Consider the following 15,648-nt stretch of genomic DNA (forward strand, 5'->3'; position numbering starts at 1 on the left):
TGTTTATGTTATAACAAAATACCATTACAGGAATACTACGAAAATATCTATGATAACAGCAATTTTTAAAAATGTCTGTTACAATAGCAAATTAATCTCACAAAATCAAAAACGCACTCTATTCTCCATAGTGGAGCTAATTAGAATGCGTCATTAGGGACTAAAAGATGACTATTAACAATTATTTATCGTCACCTTTAATCATATTTTTAACGCCTTCGATTGCTCCTTCAACAGCATCTTTTGCGTCTTCTGCGACTTCTTTAACTTTAGAAACTACTTTTTCAGCAGCCCCTTCTTTTTCTGTTTTCTTGTCGCCAGTCAATTTACCGAATCCTTCTTTGACTGTACCTTTTGCTTGATTGATTTTTTCTTCTGTAGACATACTATTACCTCCATCTGTAATATATTTTATTTTATATCAAAAGAAAACCGATTTTTCGCTTAAATCTTATGCTAAGTGTGCCATCATTCAGTTAAATTGAAATAGTGCTTTACTTAGGTTTATTTGATTATATCAGCTTATAGCCTATATAATCTTATTGTAAAAGTTAATATGAACAGAACTAAAAATTGTATAGAGTATGTTGATCTAACACGAAAAATCGATTATACTTATGACTTATTTGTCATCACCATTAAATAAATTCTTTATAACTTTGATTGCGCCTTAAACAGCATCTTTTACTTAGTTGCCTTTTTCTTCTGTAATTTTGAAATAACGAATCTTTTCAAAACTACAATCAAATCATAATCTTTTCCTGTTATAAAGATTATGATCTATTTTTGAAAAAAGAAATTTATTCCTTCTTCCCTAAGAAGAATGAAACGACACAAACAACAATGACAGCTCCCGCAATTGAAGGAAGCAATGCCATACCTGCCAAAGATGGTCCCCAAGTACCCAAAAGAGATTGTCCAACTGATGAACCAATTAAACCTGCTAAAACATTAGCAATGATACCCATCGAACCACCCTTTTTTGTGATTCCTCCTGCAATGAGACCAATAAGACCTCCTACAATAATAGACCAAAGCATAATAGGACTCCTTTCTATCTCAAAGAAACGCTATTTAAATCACATTCAATAAGCAAGTATGATGAATATAACATTTTTGTATTTTGATTTTTTAGTTAAAAGTCTCTCATTGAATAAAAATTAAAGCGCTTACTTTTCTAGAGATAATATAATTATAGCCTATTTTTTATATGGAGTCAACTAAAATACTTGACTTTTTTAAAATTGTTGAAATATATTAAATTATAAAACAAAATACCTAAATAGTATTATTGTTTGTGATAAACAAATAGAAAATATATGTTGAATCATTCTATTGTATATTGATTTATATATATTTTTCTGCTTTTAAATTATGTCTTATCTCACTTTATTTTTTATAGTTATTTACATTTGTTTAATGTATAAAATAAATACAAAGTGTGTGTTTCGTTAATTTTTAAAGCAAAGCAGAAATGTAGCTAATTGCTTATATCATTAAGAGATTTTTTTAGATTCTCAACATATCTGTATAGTAACAGCCTCTTAAAAATCTTGATCAAAAAGCACCCCATCTTCTATAGTAGATGTAAAAACTATAGAATTTAGGGTGCTTTTTTAGGATAGACTAGTTGTGATTGAATGATAACAAATAACTATTATTTGTCGTCACCTTTAATCATATTTTTAACGCCTTCGATTGCTCCTTCAACAGCATCCTTTGCGTCTTCGGCAACTTCTTTAACTTTAGAAATTACTTTTTCAGCAGTTCCTTCTTTTTCTGTTTTTTCATCGCCAGTTAGTTCACCAACTTTTTCTTTTACAGCACCTTTTGCTTGGTTTAATTTTTCTTCAGTTGACATAGTCTTGCCTCCGTTATAATTTATTTATTCTATGAATAATTTTTACTCGAATTAAATCTGATCGTCATTTAACCTATTAGTTGGCTTATGACCATTTACCATCTTTTATCTTGACAACTATTTGTCGTCACCTTTAATCATATTTTTAACGCCTTCGATTGCTCCTTCAACAGCATCTTTTGCGTCTTCTGCGACTTCTTTAACTTTAGAAACTACTTTTTCAGCAGCTCCTTCTTTTTCTGTTTTCTTGTCGCCAGTCAATTTACCGAATCCTTCTTTGACTGCTCCTTTTGCTTGGTTTACTTTTTCTTCTGTAGACATGGTCTTACCTCCGTTTGTATATGTTTTTATATATCCAAATTCAAATTAATGAACACGTGGTTTTTCATTTGATGAAGAGTCAGTTACAGCTTCTACGCCTTCACCAACTTTTTCTTTAACTGCTGAGAATCCATTTCCTAAACCTGTTTTAACATTTTCAAACTGTTCAGATGCGAATTCACCTGTTGATTCAACAACTCCAGTCACACGATCTTGCAAGCTTACTGAGTCAGCTTCATATTGTTCTTTTGTTTTAATATCAACAACATTCACATTCACTTCAACAACTTCCAAGTCAGTCATCTTAGAAACTTGTGATACAACTACATCTTTAATGTGTTTGTATATTTCAGGAACATTCTTTTGATATTCAACCACGACATTCAAGTCGACAGCAACTTGTTCTTTACCAACTTCAACGTTTACTCCGTTAGCAACATTGTCAGTGTTGATAATCTTATCAGTTAGATTAGAGAAAAATCCTCCGTCAACAGCCAACAAGCCATTTACTTTTTCTAGAGAAAGTCCGATAATTTTTTGAATGACTTTGTCTTCGTAAGTCAATTCACCCTTCACTTCTTCTGATTTTACATTAGTTTGTTTAACATCTTCTGCTTTCGCATTAGTTTCTTTGATATTTTTTTCGTTTGACATATGAAACTCCTTTTATTTAAATAAATTTTTCTGTTGTAAATAATATCCAACTCCAGCTCCTAAGACGGCGAAGATTAAAACAAATAATGTTTTAAAGAAACCATAGGAGAGGATGAAGCAAGCTAAAATAATACCTGCTAACCCAGACAGGAGTGGATACTGGTATTTTTTAAACCATTCCATTTTTTATTTCCTTACTTTACACGACTCACAGTTTTTTTAGTTGGTTTTTTAGGCTTATAATCCTTTACAGAAACATCAAGCTTAACACCATGATTTAATCCAAAAAACTGTGTTAATCCATTACCGATTTCATCTTTTATAGACTGAGTTCTTTTAATAATATTATCTGAAGGAAGAATTTCTCCTTCCACGTAAACTAAACATTTATTTTTCCGACTATTTACACGAACTTTAGGGTTCTTAATGAAGTTGTTTTCATTAACCACACTACGAACAAATCCTTCAATAGCAGAACTTTTTAGTTTTAGTTCACCACCAGCATTTTCTAACTCTATCTCTAAATGTTGTTTAGGATAAAAAATTATCACTATCATAGAGAATAAAATTAAAATTGAAAGAACTAAAGTACCCCAAAAAATGTATCTAGAAAGATAATATCCTAAAAAAGAAATCCTCTTCCAATTAATCAAATGGAGCTCTAAACCGCTAACTTTATGATAATCTAGCAAAATAGGAATCAAAATTGTCAAGATTAAAATACAAAATATAAGAGAAAGTATTTTCTTAGATTTTGACATATTGAATCCTTTCATGAATACAATCAAATCATAACCTTGCCCTGTCTTAAAGATTATGATTTATTCTTGAAAAAGAAAATTATTCTTTTTTTCCTAAGAAGAATGAAACTACACTAACAACAATGACAGCTCCCGCAATTGAAGGAAGCAATGCCATGCCTGCTAAAGATGGGCCCCAACTGCCCAAAAGGGATTGTCCAACTGATGAACCAATTAAACCTGCTAAAACATTAGCAATAATACCCATTGAACCACCTTTTTTAGTAATTCCTCCTGCAACGAGACCAATAAGGCCTCCTACAATAATAGACCATAGCATAATGGGCCACCTTTCTAAATCAAAGAATATTTATTTAAATATTATCTATCTCCATTGATTAATAATATTATCAATTTGAATTGATAAAATAAATAGTAGAATTTTAGCTAAAATCTTATTTTGGATATTTTTTTCCAAAATATTTTTCTATGATTGGTATAACTATAAACCTTTACCCAAACAAAGTCAACTAAAATGCTTGGGTATTTTTAAAAAGCATAAATATTCTTGTTCGACAACAAACCTTTATATAGTAAGATTGTTTGCGTTTTCACAACATTTTGATTTATGCTATTTTTTATACTCATTTGTTTATATACCTATAAAAGCGTGTTTAGTCTTGTTTGTTTTCTATATTATTTGTTCTATCTCGATCACTAATAAAATGAATAAAAAATTCACTTTATTGTATTTTATGTTTAATTTAGGATGATCTATCAGTCTCTATTCGATAGAAATTTGAGCTTTTTTAAAAAATTTTTTTAAAATACTATATTTTATAGAGAGTTTTTTATAAAATTTGACGTATACTTTTATAAAATGTATAATATTTATATGTAAGCCCTTCCAAGCTAATTTGACTTTTAGCTGCCATTCTAAGAGTGTCTATTCATGACACTCTAATATTTTATTTAGAGAAATTTGGAGATTATTATGGATTTTAGAGAAATATTGGTTCAACCAGAGCATTCAAAACTAAGCGGCTTCAATACTCAACTTGAAGGTTTTGAAAAACTTTTTAGAGATAAGGACTTGTTAGACATCCGAGAAGATTTAACCAAAATTAATAAAGATGAAGTCATCGCTCTTTGTTCAGAAATAAAAGGATATAAATCTGGCTTTCTGGATACATTATCTTTAATTGCTTCAGAGTCTAATATAGAGAATTATAGGGATGTCTTTGAAGAGTTATGGACTGAGTATGAATTTGATAATCGTATCGATGAATTACTTGATCGTTATCCGTATACAAACGTTGAAGAACGGATTGATTATAAATTGTTAGAAGAGTACGGAACAACCTCACGCGAAGAGGTAGCCAGAATGATTATCGAGGATTTAGATACTTCATCAGATGGAGAGGCTAAAAAACTATTCCTTCAAGAGTTTCTCTCTATGCAAAAGAGAGAAAATGATAACTGATATTCTTTAATATCTTCATTACCATTTTTTCAGTGTATTAAGAGGAAAAAGTTAATAACATGGCATTATTTTTGTGTTCAAATTTTTCAAAATCAGGTAAACTAATTAAGGAAAAGGTCGAAGGAAAAAATATACTCTTCTCTAATATTTTAATTAAATTATTCTGTAAGAAATATAAACTATTTGGTACAAATTGATAAGTCCAAAATAGATAAATCATCTAAAAAGCACTAAAATACACCTATTCGGTAAAATAGGTGTATTTTCTTATCTATAACCAAATTCTTTAAGAGCTTTCTTATATGCACTGCTACCTTTTAAGTAGTAGTCATGTTTCATTCCACTAATATCAACAGAAAAGACTCCATCGTTAAACGAATATTCTTCTGTCCTGTTTGCAATATCTTGTCCAGTTAACTCAATGGTTTTCTTCTGTTTATCAATACTAAAGTTATCGGCTTCTCCATGCTCAATAGAACCTTTGTTACCTTTTATAGTAAATGCTAATTCATTTCTTTCGTCCGATATCCAATAATATTCACCATCCAACGATTGTTGATTGCTTTTAGAACATGCAATTAATAGAACTGCCATTATTGACAGTAGCAAAACACTTATAATTTTTTTCATATCCTTCGCCTCCTTTTGTAATATTATTTTACCAAAATAATATTACAAAATTGTGTCAATGTCTGTTATAATAGAAATTTTAATAAATGTCTGATATAACGGACATTTTTTGTAAAATAAATTGTTAAAAATGATGCTGAGATAGCCATTCTGAGCTATTTTCAGATTAGAGGACGGACAAATCCCACCACTAAAATTCCCTACAACCCCAACAGTTGAGGCTTTTTTTGCTTATCATACAATAACACGACTCATGAATCATGACCGTGTTATGTTTTACTTAAACTAATTATCTAATCCTCTTAGTTATTTTAAATCAGGCTTTTACTATCTATATTGGATTTCCCACAAGATCTCCCTACAACTTTTAGCTTTCATAATTACTTTGTTTTTGTTAAGAATTAACGGATTAAGTTTCATGGGTATATTTATAACTTTTTGTCATTGGCAAATAAATTATATCAGGACCTTTTACTATGATATTGCCCACTTATACAATTACATACTATAACATTATAGTTTATTTTATTTGACTTTAATGCATAACAATGTTATAATGAAAGCGAATTCAATAAATAGATTATTTAGGTTAGAAGGGATGTGTCCATAGATGAACAAAAGAAGCTTCAAAAAAATGTTTCTAATATTTATTTTAGGTATCATTGTAGGTCTATTCTTAATCCCATTACTTAGACCACTTATAGTTAATTGTCTAAAAACTATATTTGGTTAATAGTAACGTTAACCTTTTTTAACAAAAAAGTTTTCCCTTTTATTTTTTAATAGCATGTTTTGACAAATTAACTTCCACGTTTATTATCGGTAGAAGTTGGTTTGAGAATTTAGCACTTTGATGACCTTAGATCATTATAATCCTACAAGTACAGGTATGACTTTTAGTTTTAGATATTCTCATTAGTTTAATTAAAGGAGGGACTGTGTTATGGTAACTAAGTATTACAAGTATATTCCTTGGTTGGTCTTAGGAGCTATTGGATCTTATGAGTCCGCAACTTATTTTGGACATAGTACATTTGATATGCTGTATTTATCTATTGTTTTTATGATTGTTTACGTAGCTTTGTTCATTCTACACGAAAAATATCTGAAATATAAATATAAAGAAATATTTACACATATCATGAGCAATCCTGAAAAAGATCATCATCCCTAGTAAGATATAGCATAATAAAGCCCTAGCAACCAGATTGTACTGGCCCCAAAAAAGTTAGGCAAATAGGCTATCCAAAAGATTTAGTTCTGTATTGCACAGGACTGAGTCCTTTTCTACTATTTGTATAGAAGTGTATACATTATTAATCTATAGTCGTAGAGATTCAGTAAAACTATAGCCAAATATAGATCTTTTTCTAAAATTTACTAATGTCTGTTATAATGGACATTATTTGAAATTTCCATTATAACAGACATTGATACAGTTTTGTAACTTTATTTTGGTATAGTAATATTATAAAAGGAGGAGAGCTATCAAATCCTGAATGAAAAACGTGGATAATAAAATAAATTAGATTGGTAGAATATCCGCAGAATAGAGGTATGACATGAAGAATCTTAAAGAATTTATTATTATTTTTTTAATATTTTGCTTATTTTCGGTAATCAATCATTATTCCCCAATGATTTATAATTCGATACAAACAACCATATTTATTCCCATATTAGTATTTATAGTTTACAAAATCATAATGTGGTTGATACGATATATCCGTATTAATATCAGCACCACAAAAAGATAAGTTAGGTTAGATGTAATCAGACAAAAAGATGATTATAATGTATTAGATTGAAGAAAAAGTCTATTTTAGATAATTTTCTTCAATCTTTTTTACTACTAGGAAAATTAAAAACTCTAAATCTATTGTTACATCATTATTCACATGAATTTTCACTATATGGTAAGTCACTTCTAAAAGAGCTTTTTTTGCTGACCATAATTTATAATAATGAAAGTAATTAACATAAAAGAGACCCTTAGGCCTCTTTTTCTCCTTCAAACACTCTGTCACTGTCCATTTACTGTCCAATATAATGTAATACATCTATAAATTGTTGATTTTATCGAATGCAAAATTGCTTAAAATCAATATTTTGACGGATAACAAGACTTTAAGAATCTTAAATTAAGTCTTGCATATTCATCATAGCAATAACATTCCTTCCAAATTGTGAAATTTACAGTTCATTATACCATTTTTTAGACGCTTGGAAAAGCCTAGGTGAGGGAACTCTGACATCATGCCTGCTGTTTCAGGCAATTTCATGAAGAGAGAAAAGAGTTTTGAAATCTGTGGGCCTCATCTTCCCTTAAAAGCCAGAATGTTCTTTCAAATACTCCTCTTCTTCCTTGGTCGAAGGCCGTCCTAAGATGGCATTCCGATGTGGATAACGCCCAAATTGTTGAAGAATGTCCATGTGCATCTTCTCATACTTCAAACGCTTTTCTAAGCCCGGTTGATCAAATAGGCGCAGAGCTTCTTCATGAATGGTTAAAGATTCCGAATGCATAAAGGGCATGTAGAAAAAGCCTCTTTGTACAACTGGTAATTCTTGAGCTTGTGTTAGGCCTTCTTGGGCCAAGACCAAGGCAAGCGAATCGGTCATAAAGGCTTGGGCCGTCCCTCGAAAAATATTCCGAGGAATTTGGTCCAAAAGCAAAATCTCTGCCAAGCGCCCTTGGGCGGAAGTGCGCCAGCTGAACAATTCTCCACGACTGGCCTTCCAGTAAAGTTCTTCAAAGCGCACGCGCATTTCTTGATCCAGTGCGTCTGATTTTTTGAACCAATCCTCTGGCTTCAACTCTTCAAACCAGAACCTTATCACTTCCTTCATTGCTTAACCTGCCATAATTTTTTCTTTTGTTTTTTCATCCAATGCATCATTCATCCGGCCGTACTTATATCCAGCCAAATCCAAGGCTACATAGGTAAATCCGATTTTTTTCATGTAGTCATTGATCTTGTCATGCAGTTGGATGGCTTTAAGCAGGTGGTCTTTTTCCACTTCGATGCGCGCCAAGTCTCCATGCACACGCACACGGGCTTGCTCAAAGCCAAGTCCTACAAGGAACTCTTCCCCTTCAAAAACCCGTTGTACATTTTCTGAAGTGATTTTCACTCCGTATGGGAAGCGTGAGGCAACGCTACAAGATGGCACCTTATTCCAATTGGAGACCCCTCTTTCCTTGGCCAATTGACGAATTTCTGTCTTATAGAGGCCGGCTTCTTGCAAGACACTGCGGACACCCGCTTCGTCCCGAGCCTTGATACCAGGGCGAAAATCGTCGATATCATCCATAATATTGCCGTCCACCAATTGCTTAAAGCCCAGTTCTGTAACTGAATCCTTAATAGTTTGGTACATCAATTGTTTGGTGTAATACCAAATATTGGGCGTATTGGCAGCAATCCGTGGATCACTCAATTCTCTCATTTCCAGACCAAGCACAGGTGCTCCTAGCTGATCAGCCAAGTCGAGCGCTAGATCGAACTCTTCATTTGAAAACATCTCAGAGTTCACGACGGCCGCAATAACATTGTCAGGTCCCAAGGTATCTAAGGCCACCTTCAAGAGATAAGAACTGTCAATCCCACCTGAATAGGTAACGGCTACCTTTCCGATTTTTCGTAAAATATCTTGTAATTTTTCTTCTTTTTCTTTTCTGATTTGTGCTTCTGTTGCCATGTTAGAATGTTTCCCTTCCAATAAATTCTTCAATTCGTTCGATGTCCAAAATAACGATCTTTTGCTGTCGAATGTCTAAAACACCTTCTCGTTTTAATTCATTGAGAATGCGATTGACACTGTTTCGCGTCGAAATCCCACAAAAACCGGCAATATCTTCATTGGTAATGTTGAAATCAATCAAGATACCATCGTCCTGCTCTACCCCAAATAAGCTGCATAGCTTTTGTAGGTGAAAACAAACTGCGCCTTTTTTCCCATTCATCATCATGTACTGCTGGGATTCCATACTCTCAGACAGTTTATTGCGATAATAATCCCGTACGTAATCTTGCAGTTCCTTTTTTTCTTTGACAAAGGTCCAGAACTTGACCCGAGGAATCCGGTAAAAACTAGCCTCAGCTGTCTCGACGCGCACGTTAAAAGGCGAGTCCGTATAATTGGATACCTCATCCCGTAACAAGGATACAATATCAGTCGCTTTTAAATAGGAAAAGTTAAATTCTCGACCATCACGCATGATGACACTGGTCTTGACAACCCCTTCTTTTAAAATATAGATATAGTCCTCTTTAATCCCGCGATAAGAGAGGTAGCTGTGGTATTTTTTCTTGATAATAGGCGTTCGCCTCTCTTCCAAGAATTTCACTAAAAATGCTGAATCCACGCGCGTTTTTCCTCCTGTTTTGGCTCTTCATAGAAGTCACACTAATGATACACCTGTTCTTAAACAATATAGTTAACATTTGTTGACATCAATTGGTGCACACCTCTTTTTAAAAAGAATTATACTATAAGTATCAGTATTAATAAAGGAGATCGCAAATAATGGTAGAAATTAAATTACCGTACGACAAAAAATCGATTGTTGCAAAGATTCCAGATGAAAACTTTGCAGGATTGTTAGAGTCTAAGGCGGAAAACTTCCATAACCCACTGTCTGAAGAAGAAACTGTTGAACGTTCAATGGACAACCCTATCGGCAGCCCAACTTTGGAAGAACTTGCTAAAGGCAAAAAAGACATCGTGTTGATCAGTTCTGACCACACTCGTCCCGTCCCTTCTCACATCATCACTCCAATCATTTTGCGTCGTATTCGCTCAGTTAACCCTGATGCACGCGTGCGTATCTTGGTTGCTACTGGTTTCCACCGTCCTTCAACTCGTGAAGAATTGATCAATAAATACGGCCAAGAAATCGTTGACAATGAAGAAATCGTTATGCACATTTCAACAAACGACGATGACATGGTGAAAATCGGTCAACTTCCTTCAGGTGGTGATTGTATCATCAACAAGATCGCTGCTGAAGCTGACTTGTTGCTAGCAGAAGGATTCATCGAATCTCACTTCTTTGCTGGATTCTCAGGTGGACGTAAATCAGTCCTTCCAGGTATCGCATCATACAAAACTATCATGGCGAACCACTCAGGTGACTTCATCAATTCTGATAAGGCACGTACTGGTAACCTTGACCACAACCCAATCCACGAAGATATGCTTTACGCTGCTCGTACTGCAAACTTGGCCTTCATCGTCAACGTTGTATTGGACGGCGAAAAACACATCATCGGATCTTTCGCTGGGGACATGGTTGAAGCCCACAAAGTTGGTTGTGAATTCGTTGCAGACTTGGCACATGTGTCTAAGATCGAAAGCGACATCACAATTTCAACAAACGGTGGTTTCCCACTTGACCAAAACATCTACCAAGCTGTTAAAGGGATGACTGCAGCCGAAGCTTCTAACAAAGAAGGCGGAACAATCATCATGGTGGCTGGATGTGCAGACGGTCACGGTGGAGAAGGTTTCTATCGCAACCTTGCTGACGTAGAAGATCCAAAAGAATTCTTGGAACAAGCCATCAATACACCTCGTTTAGAGACTGTCCCAGACCAATGGACTTCTCAAATCTTGGCACGTATTTTGGTACACCACCATGTTATCTTTGTATCTGACCTTGTAGATCCTGAATTGATCAAAGGTATGCATATGGAACTTGCAACTTCATTTGACGAAGCGCTTGAAAAAGCCTTGGCTCGTGAAGGAAAAGATGCTAAAGTAACAGTTATCCGCGACGGACTTTCTGTCGTTGTTGAATAGAATCAAACATGGATTTTCAACCCAATCTAGAACAGACACTCCGTTCTTTGCAAGCAGGTCATCTCTCAGTAGAGGATGCGCTTGAGCAAATCAACGGGGTTAAAGAACTAGGGTATGCAGCAATTGATACTGACCGGCAACGTCGCAACGGCTTCCCTGAAGTCGTATACGGCGAAGGAAAGACAGTTGAGCAAATTGAAGGAATCCTGCAATTTCTTTCACAAAAAGAATTGCCGATCCTCACAACAAGAGTCTCTCTCCAAAAGGGAGAGGCTCTTTCTCAGCGCTTTCCGACTGGCCACTATTATCCAGAAGCCCGCTGCTTCGTTCTCAACTCTAAAAAGGAAGAAGCCGATCCTGAACACTACATTGCGGTCGTCACAGCAGGGACAAGTGATGTTCCTGTTGCAGAAGAAGCTGCAGTCACTGCAGAAACCTTTGGCCATTCGGTTCGCCGAATCTATGATGTGGGAGTCGCCGGCATCCATCGCCTCTTCAATCGCTTAGAAGAGATCCAAAAAGCCAGTGTAATCATCGTGATTGCCGGTATGGAAGGAGCTCTTGTCAGTGTCGTAGGAGGCCTTGTGGATGTCCCCGTTATTGCCGTTCCGACCAGCATTGGATACGGAAGCAACCTTCAAGGACTAACAACCTTGATGAGTATGTTGACCTCTTGCGCTTCTGGCGTAACGGTCGTCAACATTGATAACGGATTTGGTGCAGCTTATTCAGCATGTATGATCAATCGACTCAACCACAATCGAAAGGAAAACTGATGACCAGTCTATTTTTAGAACCTTTTTCTGGAATAAGTGGCGATATGCTCAATGGTCTTCTTGTGGACCTTGGGGCAGATGTCGACCTTCTTCACACAGAACTCGAGAAACTGGGAGTGGATGGTTTCCACCTCCACGTTCATCGCGTCGCAAAAAGCGCAATTTGGGGAACTGATTTCGATGTTCACCTTCACCACGGGGAGAAAGATACGGGGATTGAAGGTGATTTTGATCACGATCATGAACATCATCACGATCATGAACATCATCACGATCATGAACATCATCACGATCATGAACATCATCACGATCATGAACATCATCATCACCATTCCCACGCGGATGCTCGCAGTTATGCGGATATCCACGATCTGATTGCCGCTTCACAGTTGAGTCCTTTTGTGAAACAAAAAAGTCTTGAAGTCTTTCTTGATATCGCAAAGGCCGAAGCAGCTGTGCATAACATGCCTGTCGAACAGATTCATTTCCATGAAATTGGTGCAATTGACTCCATCGTCGACATCGTTAGTTTTTTCATCCTAGTGGAATCGCTCGGTATCGATACAGTTTACTCTACTCCTCTCACTGAGGGAAGTGGGACCATTTCAGTTGCCCATGGAGAAATGCCTGTTCCGGTTCCCGCTGTGATGCAGTTGAGAAAAGGAACGACTATTCCGATTACTCAAGACTTCACAGTTAAAACGGAGTTGATTACTCCGACAGGGTTAGCCCTCCTTAAAGCATTGTCCCCAATCTTTGAACCAATCCCCTCTCACCTTTCCATCGAAAGTGTGGGCTATGGATTTGGTAAAAGAGAGACTGGAAAATTCAATGCTTTACGCGGTTCGCTATTGAAAGAAGACACCTCTCACAGCACCACTGTTGTTCATCGCACGGAAGATCAAATTATTGAGATCACCACTACGATCGATGATCAAACACCAGAGCAACTCGGTTATATTATCCACCGTTTCCTGGACGCTGGAGCTTTAGATGTCTACTATCGTAGCGTCGTTATGAAAAAGAATCGCCCTGGCTTTGAATTGATTCTCTTGATTCAGGGAAGTCAGTTGGAAGATTTTTCAGCCCTCTTGTTCAAAGAAACCAGTACCATTGGTTTTCGATACCAACAAGTCGACCGAAAGGTCATGCAACGTCGATTTGAACAAATCGATACGGAATTTGGACCCGTTACGGTAAAAATTAACCAGTACGGATCTACCACTAAAAAAACACTTGAATACGAAGACTGTCAGCGTATTGCTACGGAGATGCAGTTGCCAATTCAAGAAGTTTATCACCAATTACAAAAATACATTTATTAATTTAGGAGACATTAATTAACATGACACATCAATTACTTGCAGAAGTTATGAGTACAGCTTTGATGATTATCTTCGGGGTTGGCGTACACTGTGACGACGTTTTGAAGAAAACAAAATATGCTGGAACTGGACACTTATTCGCGATCACTACATGGGCATTCGGTATCACTGTCTGCTTGTTCGTCTTTGGCGGCGTTTCAATGAACCCTGCTATGGCTTTGTTGAAAGTCCTTCTTGGTAAATTGACAATCGCTCAATTCTTCCCAATTGCAATCGCTGAAATGATCGGTGCCTTCCTTGGTGCAGTCATTGCTTACTTTATGTACGCAGACCACTTCAAGATTTCTGAAGGTCAAATTGATGGTGTTGCTATCCGTAACATCTTCTCAACTAACCCTAACTGCCGTAACCTTCCACGTAACTACTTCGTCGAAGCGTTCGCAACATTTATCTTCTTGACATCTATCATGGCTGCTGAACACGCCAACGAAGCAATGCTTCCATTCACTGTTGGTTTGATCGTTTGGGCTATCGGTATGGGTCTTGGTGGTACTACAGGTTTCGCGATGAACCAAGCGCGTGACCTTGGACCTCGTTTCGCTTACCAAATCTTGCCAATCAAAGATAAAGTAAACAACGACTGGCAATATGGTCTTCTTGTACCAGGTACTGCTCCATTTGTTGGTGCTGTCCTTGCCTTCTTCTTCATCCGTTACTTCCTTGGAATCATGTAATGAGTTGATCGAAGAATCATTCGAAAGCAAGCATCGAAAGGTGCTTGTTTTTTGATTCCTTCATTTTCCGAAGCCGTCCATAAAATGATATAATGGACAAAGCAAATCATGAAAGAAACAAGAGAAGGAAGAACGACATGACTCATTTTCACACCATTGTCATCGGTGGTGGCCCAGCAGGTATGATGGCGACCATTGCCAGCGCCTCTTATGGCCAACCTACGCTACTGATCGAAAAAAATAAAAAGCTGGGTAAGAAACTTGCAGGTACCGGAGGGGGTCGCTGTAATGTCACAAACAACGGGACCTTAGACGATTTGATGGCCGGTATCCCTGGAAATGGCCGTTTCCTTTACAGTGTGTTTTCCCAATTTGATAATCATGATATCATCCAATTTTTCACCGATAATGGCGTCAAGCTGAAAGTCGAAGACCATGGTCGGGTCTTTCCTGTTAGTGATCAATCTCGTACTATTATTCAAGCCTTAGAAAATAAGATTCTTGAGCTTGGTGCTAGTATTGCCACCAACTGTGAAGTGGTCTCTGTCACCAAGCCAGAAGACGTCTTCATCGTCAAATCATCTGAAAACACTTGGACAGCTGATAAGCTGATCGTTACGACTGGAGGCAAATCCTACCCTTCTACCGGCTCTACTGGCTACGGACACGAAATTGCCCGCCACTTTAAACACACCATCACAGATCTCGAAGCGGCAGAAAGTCCTCTTTTGACAGATTTTCCACACAAGGCCCTCCAAGGGATCTCTCTGACAGATGTGACCCTCAGCTACGGCAAACACATCATCACACACGATCTGCTCTTTACCCATTTTGGACTTTCTGGCCCTGCAGCCCTTCGGATGTCCAGCTTTGTTAAAGGCGGTGAAATCTTATCTCTGGACCTCCTTCCGACAACCTCTTCTCAAGAGTTAAAAGACTTTCTAGAAGAGCATCGAGAAAAGGCCATTAAAAATAGCCTCAAAGCCCTGCTTCCTGAACGATTAGCTGATTTCTTGGCGCAAGGATTCCCTGAAAAAGCCAAGCAACTCACTCCTCTTCAAACAGAAGAGCTCATTCAAAAGATCAAAGAGCTACCTATCCCCGTCACTGGGAAGATGTCACTAGCTAAGTCCTTTGTGACCAAGGGTGGTGTCAGCCTTAAAGAAATCAATCCTAAAACCCTAGAAAGTAAGCTCGTTCCTGGGCTCCACTTTGCAGGAGAAGTCCTCGATATCAATGCCCATACAGGCGGTTTTAATATCACATCCGCCCTCTGCACCGGTTGGGTAGCAGGGAGCCCTCATTACTAAAAAACGAAC

Annotated in this window: 20 protein-coding genes; 7 read left to right on the forward strand and 13 right to left on the reverse strand. The window is 36.6% G+C overall.

Annotation, left to right across the window (positions count from 1 at the left end):
- Positions 1–181: 181 nt before the first annotated feature.
- The 8 genes from H7T92_RS04535 to H7T92_RS04570 all read right to left on the reverse strand — a co-directional run bounded on the left by H7T92_RS04535 (position 182) and on the right by H7T92_RS04570 (position 3,916).
- A complete protein-coding gene (locus tag H7T92_RS04535; RefSeq protein WP_021153475.1) occupies positions 182–385 on the reverse strand; it encodes a CsbD family protein in 204 nt (67 codons plus the stop codon).
- A gap of 415 nt (positions 386–800) precedes the next feature.
- Positions 801–1,040, reverse strand: a complete 240-nt coding sequence (locus H7T92_RS04540) for a GlsB/YeaQ/YmgE family stress response membrane protein (protein ID WP_003007835.1) — start codon at positions 1,038–1,040, stop codon at positions 801–803.
- 617 nt (positions 1,041–1,657) lie between these two features.
- Positions 1,658–1,861 carry a CsbD family protein gene (locus H7T92_RS04545; protein ID WP_049472676.1) on the reverse strand — a complete coding sequence of 68 codons (204 nt, stop codon included), beginning with the start codon at positions 1,859–1,861 and terminating at the stop codon, positions 1,658–1,660.
- Between the two features lie 117 nt (positions 1,862–1,978).
- Positions 1,979–2,182, reverse strand: coding sequence for a CsbD family protein (locus H7T92_RS04550; RefSeq protein ID WP_021153476.1), 204 nt, complete (start codon positions 2,180–2,182; stop codon positions 1,979–1,981).
- Positions 2,183–2,227: 45 nt separating this feature from the next.
- Complete coding sequence (locus tag H7T92_RS04555) at positions 2,228–2,836, reverse strand: Asp23/Gls24 family envelope stress response protein (RefSeq protein ID WP_049506582.1); 609 nt, start codon at positions 2,834–2,836, stop codon at positions 2,228–2,230.
- A 12-nt stretch (positions 2,837–2,848) separates the two neighbouring features.
- Positions 2,849–3,019, reverse strand: a complete 171-nt coding sequence (locus tag H7T92_RS04560; protein ID WP_049506581.1) for a DUF2273 domain-containing protein — start codon at positions 3,017–3,019, stop codon at positions 2,849–2,851.
- Positions 3,020–3,030: 11 nt separating this feature from the next.
- On the reverse strand, positions 3,031–3,597 hold the full coding sequence (amaP, locus tag H7T92_RS04565) for an alkaline shock response membrane anchor protein AmaP (RefSeq protein WP_201037208.1): 567 nt from the start codon (positions 3,595–3,597) through the stop codon (positions 3,031–3,033).
- 79 nt (positions 3,598–3,676) lie between these two features.
- Positions 3,677–3,916: a GlsB/YeaQ/YmgE family stress response membrane protein gene (locus H7T92_RS04570; RefSeq protein ID WP_201037209.1), complete on the reverse strand. Its 240-nt coding sequence runs from the start codon at positions 3,914–3,916 to the stop codon at positions 3,677–3,679.
- Positions 3,917–4,570: 654 nt separating this feature from the next.
- On the opposite strand from H7T92_RS04570, the gene H7T92_RS04575 reads away from it, so the two are divergent.
- Positions 4,571–5,059, forward strand: coding sequence for a hypothetical protein (locus H7T92_RS04575; RefSeq protein ID WP_207185390.1), 489 nt, complete (start codon positions 4,571–4,573; stop codon positions 5,057–5,059).
- A gap of 267 nt (positions 5,060–5,326) precedes the next feature.
- Here the strand turns inward: H7T92_RS04575 and H7T92_RS04580 are convergent, their stop codons facing one another.
- Positions 5,327–5,689, reverse strand: coding sequence for a hypothetical protein (locus tag H7T92_RS04580; RefSeq protein WP_049472622.1), 363 nt, complete (start codon positions 5,687–5,689; stop codon positions 5,327–5,329).
- Between the two features lie 943 nt (positions 5,690–6,632).
- Between H7T92_RS04580 and H7T92_RS04585 the strand changes: the two genes are divergently transcribed.
- On the forward strand, positions 6,633–6,863 hold the full coding sequence (locus H7T92_RS04585) for a hypothetical protein (protein ID WP_195412085.1): 231 nt from the start codon (positions 6,633–6,635) through the stop codon (positions 6,861–6,863).
- 67 nt (positions 6,864–6,930) lie between these two features.
- Here the strand turns inward: H7T92_RS04585 and H7T92_RS10555 are convergent, their stop codons facing one another.
- The 4 genes from H7T92_RS10555 to H7T92_RS04600 all read right to left on the reverse strand — a co-directional run bounded on the left by H7T92_RS10555 (position 6,931) and on the right by H7T92_RS04600 (position 10,058).
- Positions 6,931–6,999, reverse strand: a complete 69-nt coding sequence (locus tag H7T92_RS10555) for a hypothetical protein (protein WP_375788514.1) — start codon at positions 6,997–6,999, stop codon at positions 6,931–6,933.
- Between the two features lie 1,015 nt (positions 7,000–8,014).
- Entirely contained in the window at positions 8,015–8,539 is a 525-nt protein-coding gene (locus H7T92_RS04590; protein WP_045759925.1) for a DUF924 family protein, read from the reverse strand.
- A 3-nt stretch (positions 8,540–8,542) separates the two neighbouring features.
- Positions 8,543–9,391 (reverse strand): ATP-dependent sacrificial sulfur transferase LarE, encoded by an 849-nt coding sequence (gene larE / locus H7T92_RS04595; RefSeq protein ID WP_155200128.1) that lies wholly within the window; start codon positions 9,389–9,391, stop codon positions 8,543–8,545.
- A gap of 1 nt (position 9,392) precedes the next feature.
- Complete coding sequence (locus tag H7T92_RS04600; protein ID WP_070594487.1) at positions 9,393–10,058, reverse strand: Crp/Fnr family transcriptional regulator; 666 nt, start codon at positions 10,056–10,058, stop codon at positions 9,393–9,395.
- 161 nt (positions 10,059–10,219) lie between these two features.
- Here H7T92_RS04600 and larA point away from each other — a divergent pair, with 161 nt between their 5' ends.
- The 5 genes from larA (at position 10,220) to H7T92_RS04625 (ending at position 15,639) form a co-directional block, all read left to right on the forward strand.
- Positions 10,220–11,494, forward strand: coding sequence for a nickel-dependent lactate racemase (gene larA, locus H7T92_RS04605; protein WP_201037210.1), 1,275 nt, complete (start codon positions 10,220–10,222; stop codon positions 11,492–11,494).
- A gap of 8 nt (positions 11,495–11,502) precedes the next feature.
- Positions 11,503–12,270: a nickel pincer cofactor biosynthesis protein LarB gene (larB, locus tag H7T92_RS04610; protein WP_023919185.1), complete on the forward strand. Its 768-nt coding sequence runs from the start codon at positions 11,503–11,505 to the stop codon at positions 12,268–12,270.
- Positions 12,270–13,595: a nickel pincer cofactor biosynthesis protein LarC gene (gene larC, locus H7T92_RS04615; protein ID WP_201037211.1), complete on the forward strand. Its 1,326-nt coding sequence runs from the start codon at positions 12,270–12,272 to the stop codon at positions 13,593–13,595. The genes larB and larC overlap by 1 nt, the downstream gene beginning before the upstream one ends.
- 20 nt (positions 13,596–13,615) lie before the next feature.
- Positions 13,616–14,329: a D/L-lactic acid transporter LarD gene (gene larD, locus H7T92_RS04620; protein WP_049489294.1), complete on the forward strand. Its 714-nt coding sequence runs from the start codon at positions 13,616–13,618 to the stop codon at positions 14,327–14,329.
- Positions 14,330–14,466: 137 nt separating this feature from the next.
- Complete coding sequence (locus H7T92_RS04625) at positions 14,467–15,639, forward strand: BaiN/RdsA family NAD(P)/FAD-dependent oxidoreductase (RefSeq protein WP_201037212.1); 1,173 nt, start codon at positions 14,467–14,469, stop codon at positions 15,637–15,639.
- The last annotated feature ends 9 nt before the right edge of the window (positions 15,640–15,648 follow it).

This window comes from Streptococcus parasanguinis (genome assembly GCF_016648855.1).
Classification (GTDB): Bacteria; Bacillota; Bacilli; order Lactobacillales; family Streptococcaceae; genus Streptococcus; species Streptococcus parasanguinis_L.

Bases quoted from the DNA above. Each gene is read 5' to 3' on its own strand.
- H7T92_RS04535 (WP_021153475.1), bottom strand. From the start codon at position 385: ATGTCTACAGAAGAAAAAATCAATCAAGCAAAAGGTACAGTCAAAGAA.
- H7T92_RS04540 (WP_003007835.1), bottom strand. From the start codon at position 1,040: ATGCTTTGGTCTATTATTGTAGGAGGTCTTATTGGTCTCATTGCAGGA.
- H7T92_RS04545 (WP_049472676.1), bottom strand. From the start codon at position 1,861: ATGTCAACTGAAGAAAAATTAAACCAAGCAAAAGGTGCTGTAAAAGAA.
- H7T92_RS04550 (WP_021153476.1), bottom strand. From the start codon at position 2,182: ATGTCTACAGAAGAAAAAGTAAACCAAGCAAAAGGAGCAGTCAAAGAA.
- H7T92_RS04555 (WP_049506582.1), bottom strand. From the start codon at position 2,836: ATGTCAAACGAAAAAAATATCAAAGAAACTAATGCGAAAGCAGAAGAT.
- H7T92_RS04560 (WP_049506581.1), bottom strand. From the start codon at position 3,019: ATGGAATGGTTTAAAAAATACCAGTATCCACTCCTGTCTGGGTTAGCA.
- amaP (WP_201037208.1), bottom strand. From the start codon at position 3,597: ATGTCAAAATCTAAGAAAATACTTTCTCTTATATTTTGTATTTTAATC.
- H7T92_RS04570 (WP_201037209.1), bottom strand. From the start codon at position 3,916: ATGCTATGGTCTATTATTGTAGGAGGCCTTATTGGTCTCGTTGCAGGA.
- H7T92_RS04575 (WP_207185390.1), top strand. From the start codon at position 4,571: ATGGATTTTAGAGAAATATTGGTTCAACCAGAGCATTCAAAACTAAGC.
- H7T92_RS04580 (WP_049472622.1), bottom strand. From the start codon at position 5,689: ATGAAAAAAATTATAAGTGTTTTGCTACTGTCAATAATGGCAGTTCTA.
- H7T92_RS04585 (WP_195412085.1), top strand. From the start codon at position 6,633: ATGGTAACTAAGTATTACAAGTATATTCCTTGGTTGGTCTTAGGAGCT.
- H7T92_RS04590 (WP_045759925.1), bottom strand. From the start codon at position 8,539: ATGAAGGAAGTGATAAGGTTCTGGTTTGAAGAGTTGAAGCCAGAGGAT.
- larE (WP_155200128.1), bottom strand. From the start codon at position 9,391: ATGGCAACAGAAGCACAAATCAGAAAAGAAAAAGAAGAAAAATTACAA.
- larA (WP_201037210.1), top strand. From the start codon at position 10,220: ATGGTAGAAATTAAATTACCGTACGACAAAAAATCGATTGTTGCAAAG.
- larB (WP_023919185.1), top strand. From the start codon at position 11,503: ATGGATTTTCAACCCAATCTAGAACAGACACTCCGTTCTTTGCAAGCA.
- larC (WP_201037211.1), top strand. From the start codon at position 12,270: ATGACCAGTCTATTTTTAGAACCTTTTTCTGGAATAAGTGGCGATATG.
- larD (WP_049489294.1), top strand. From the start codon at position 13,616: ATGACACATCAATTACTTGCAGAAGTTATGAGTACAGCTTTGATGATT.
- H7T92_RS04625 (WP_201037212.1), top strand. From the start codon at position 14,467: ATGACTCATTTTCACACCATTGTCATCGGTGGTGGCCCAGCAGGTATG.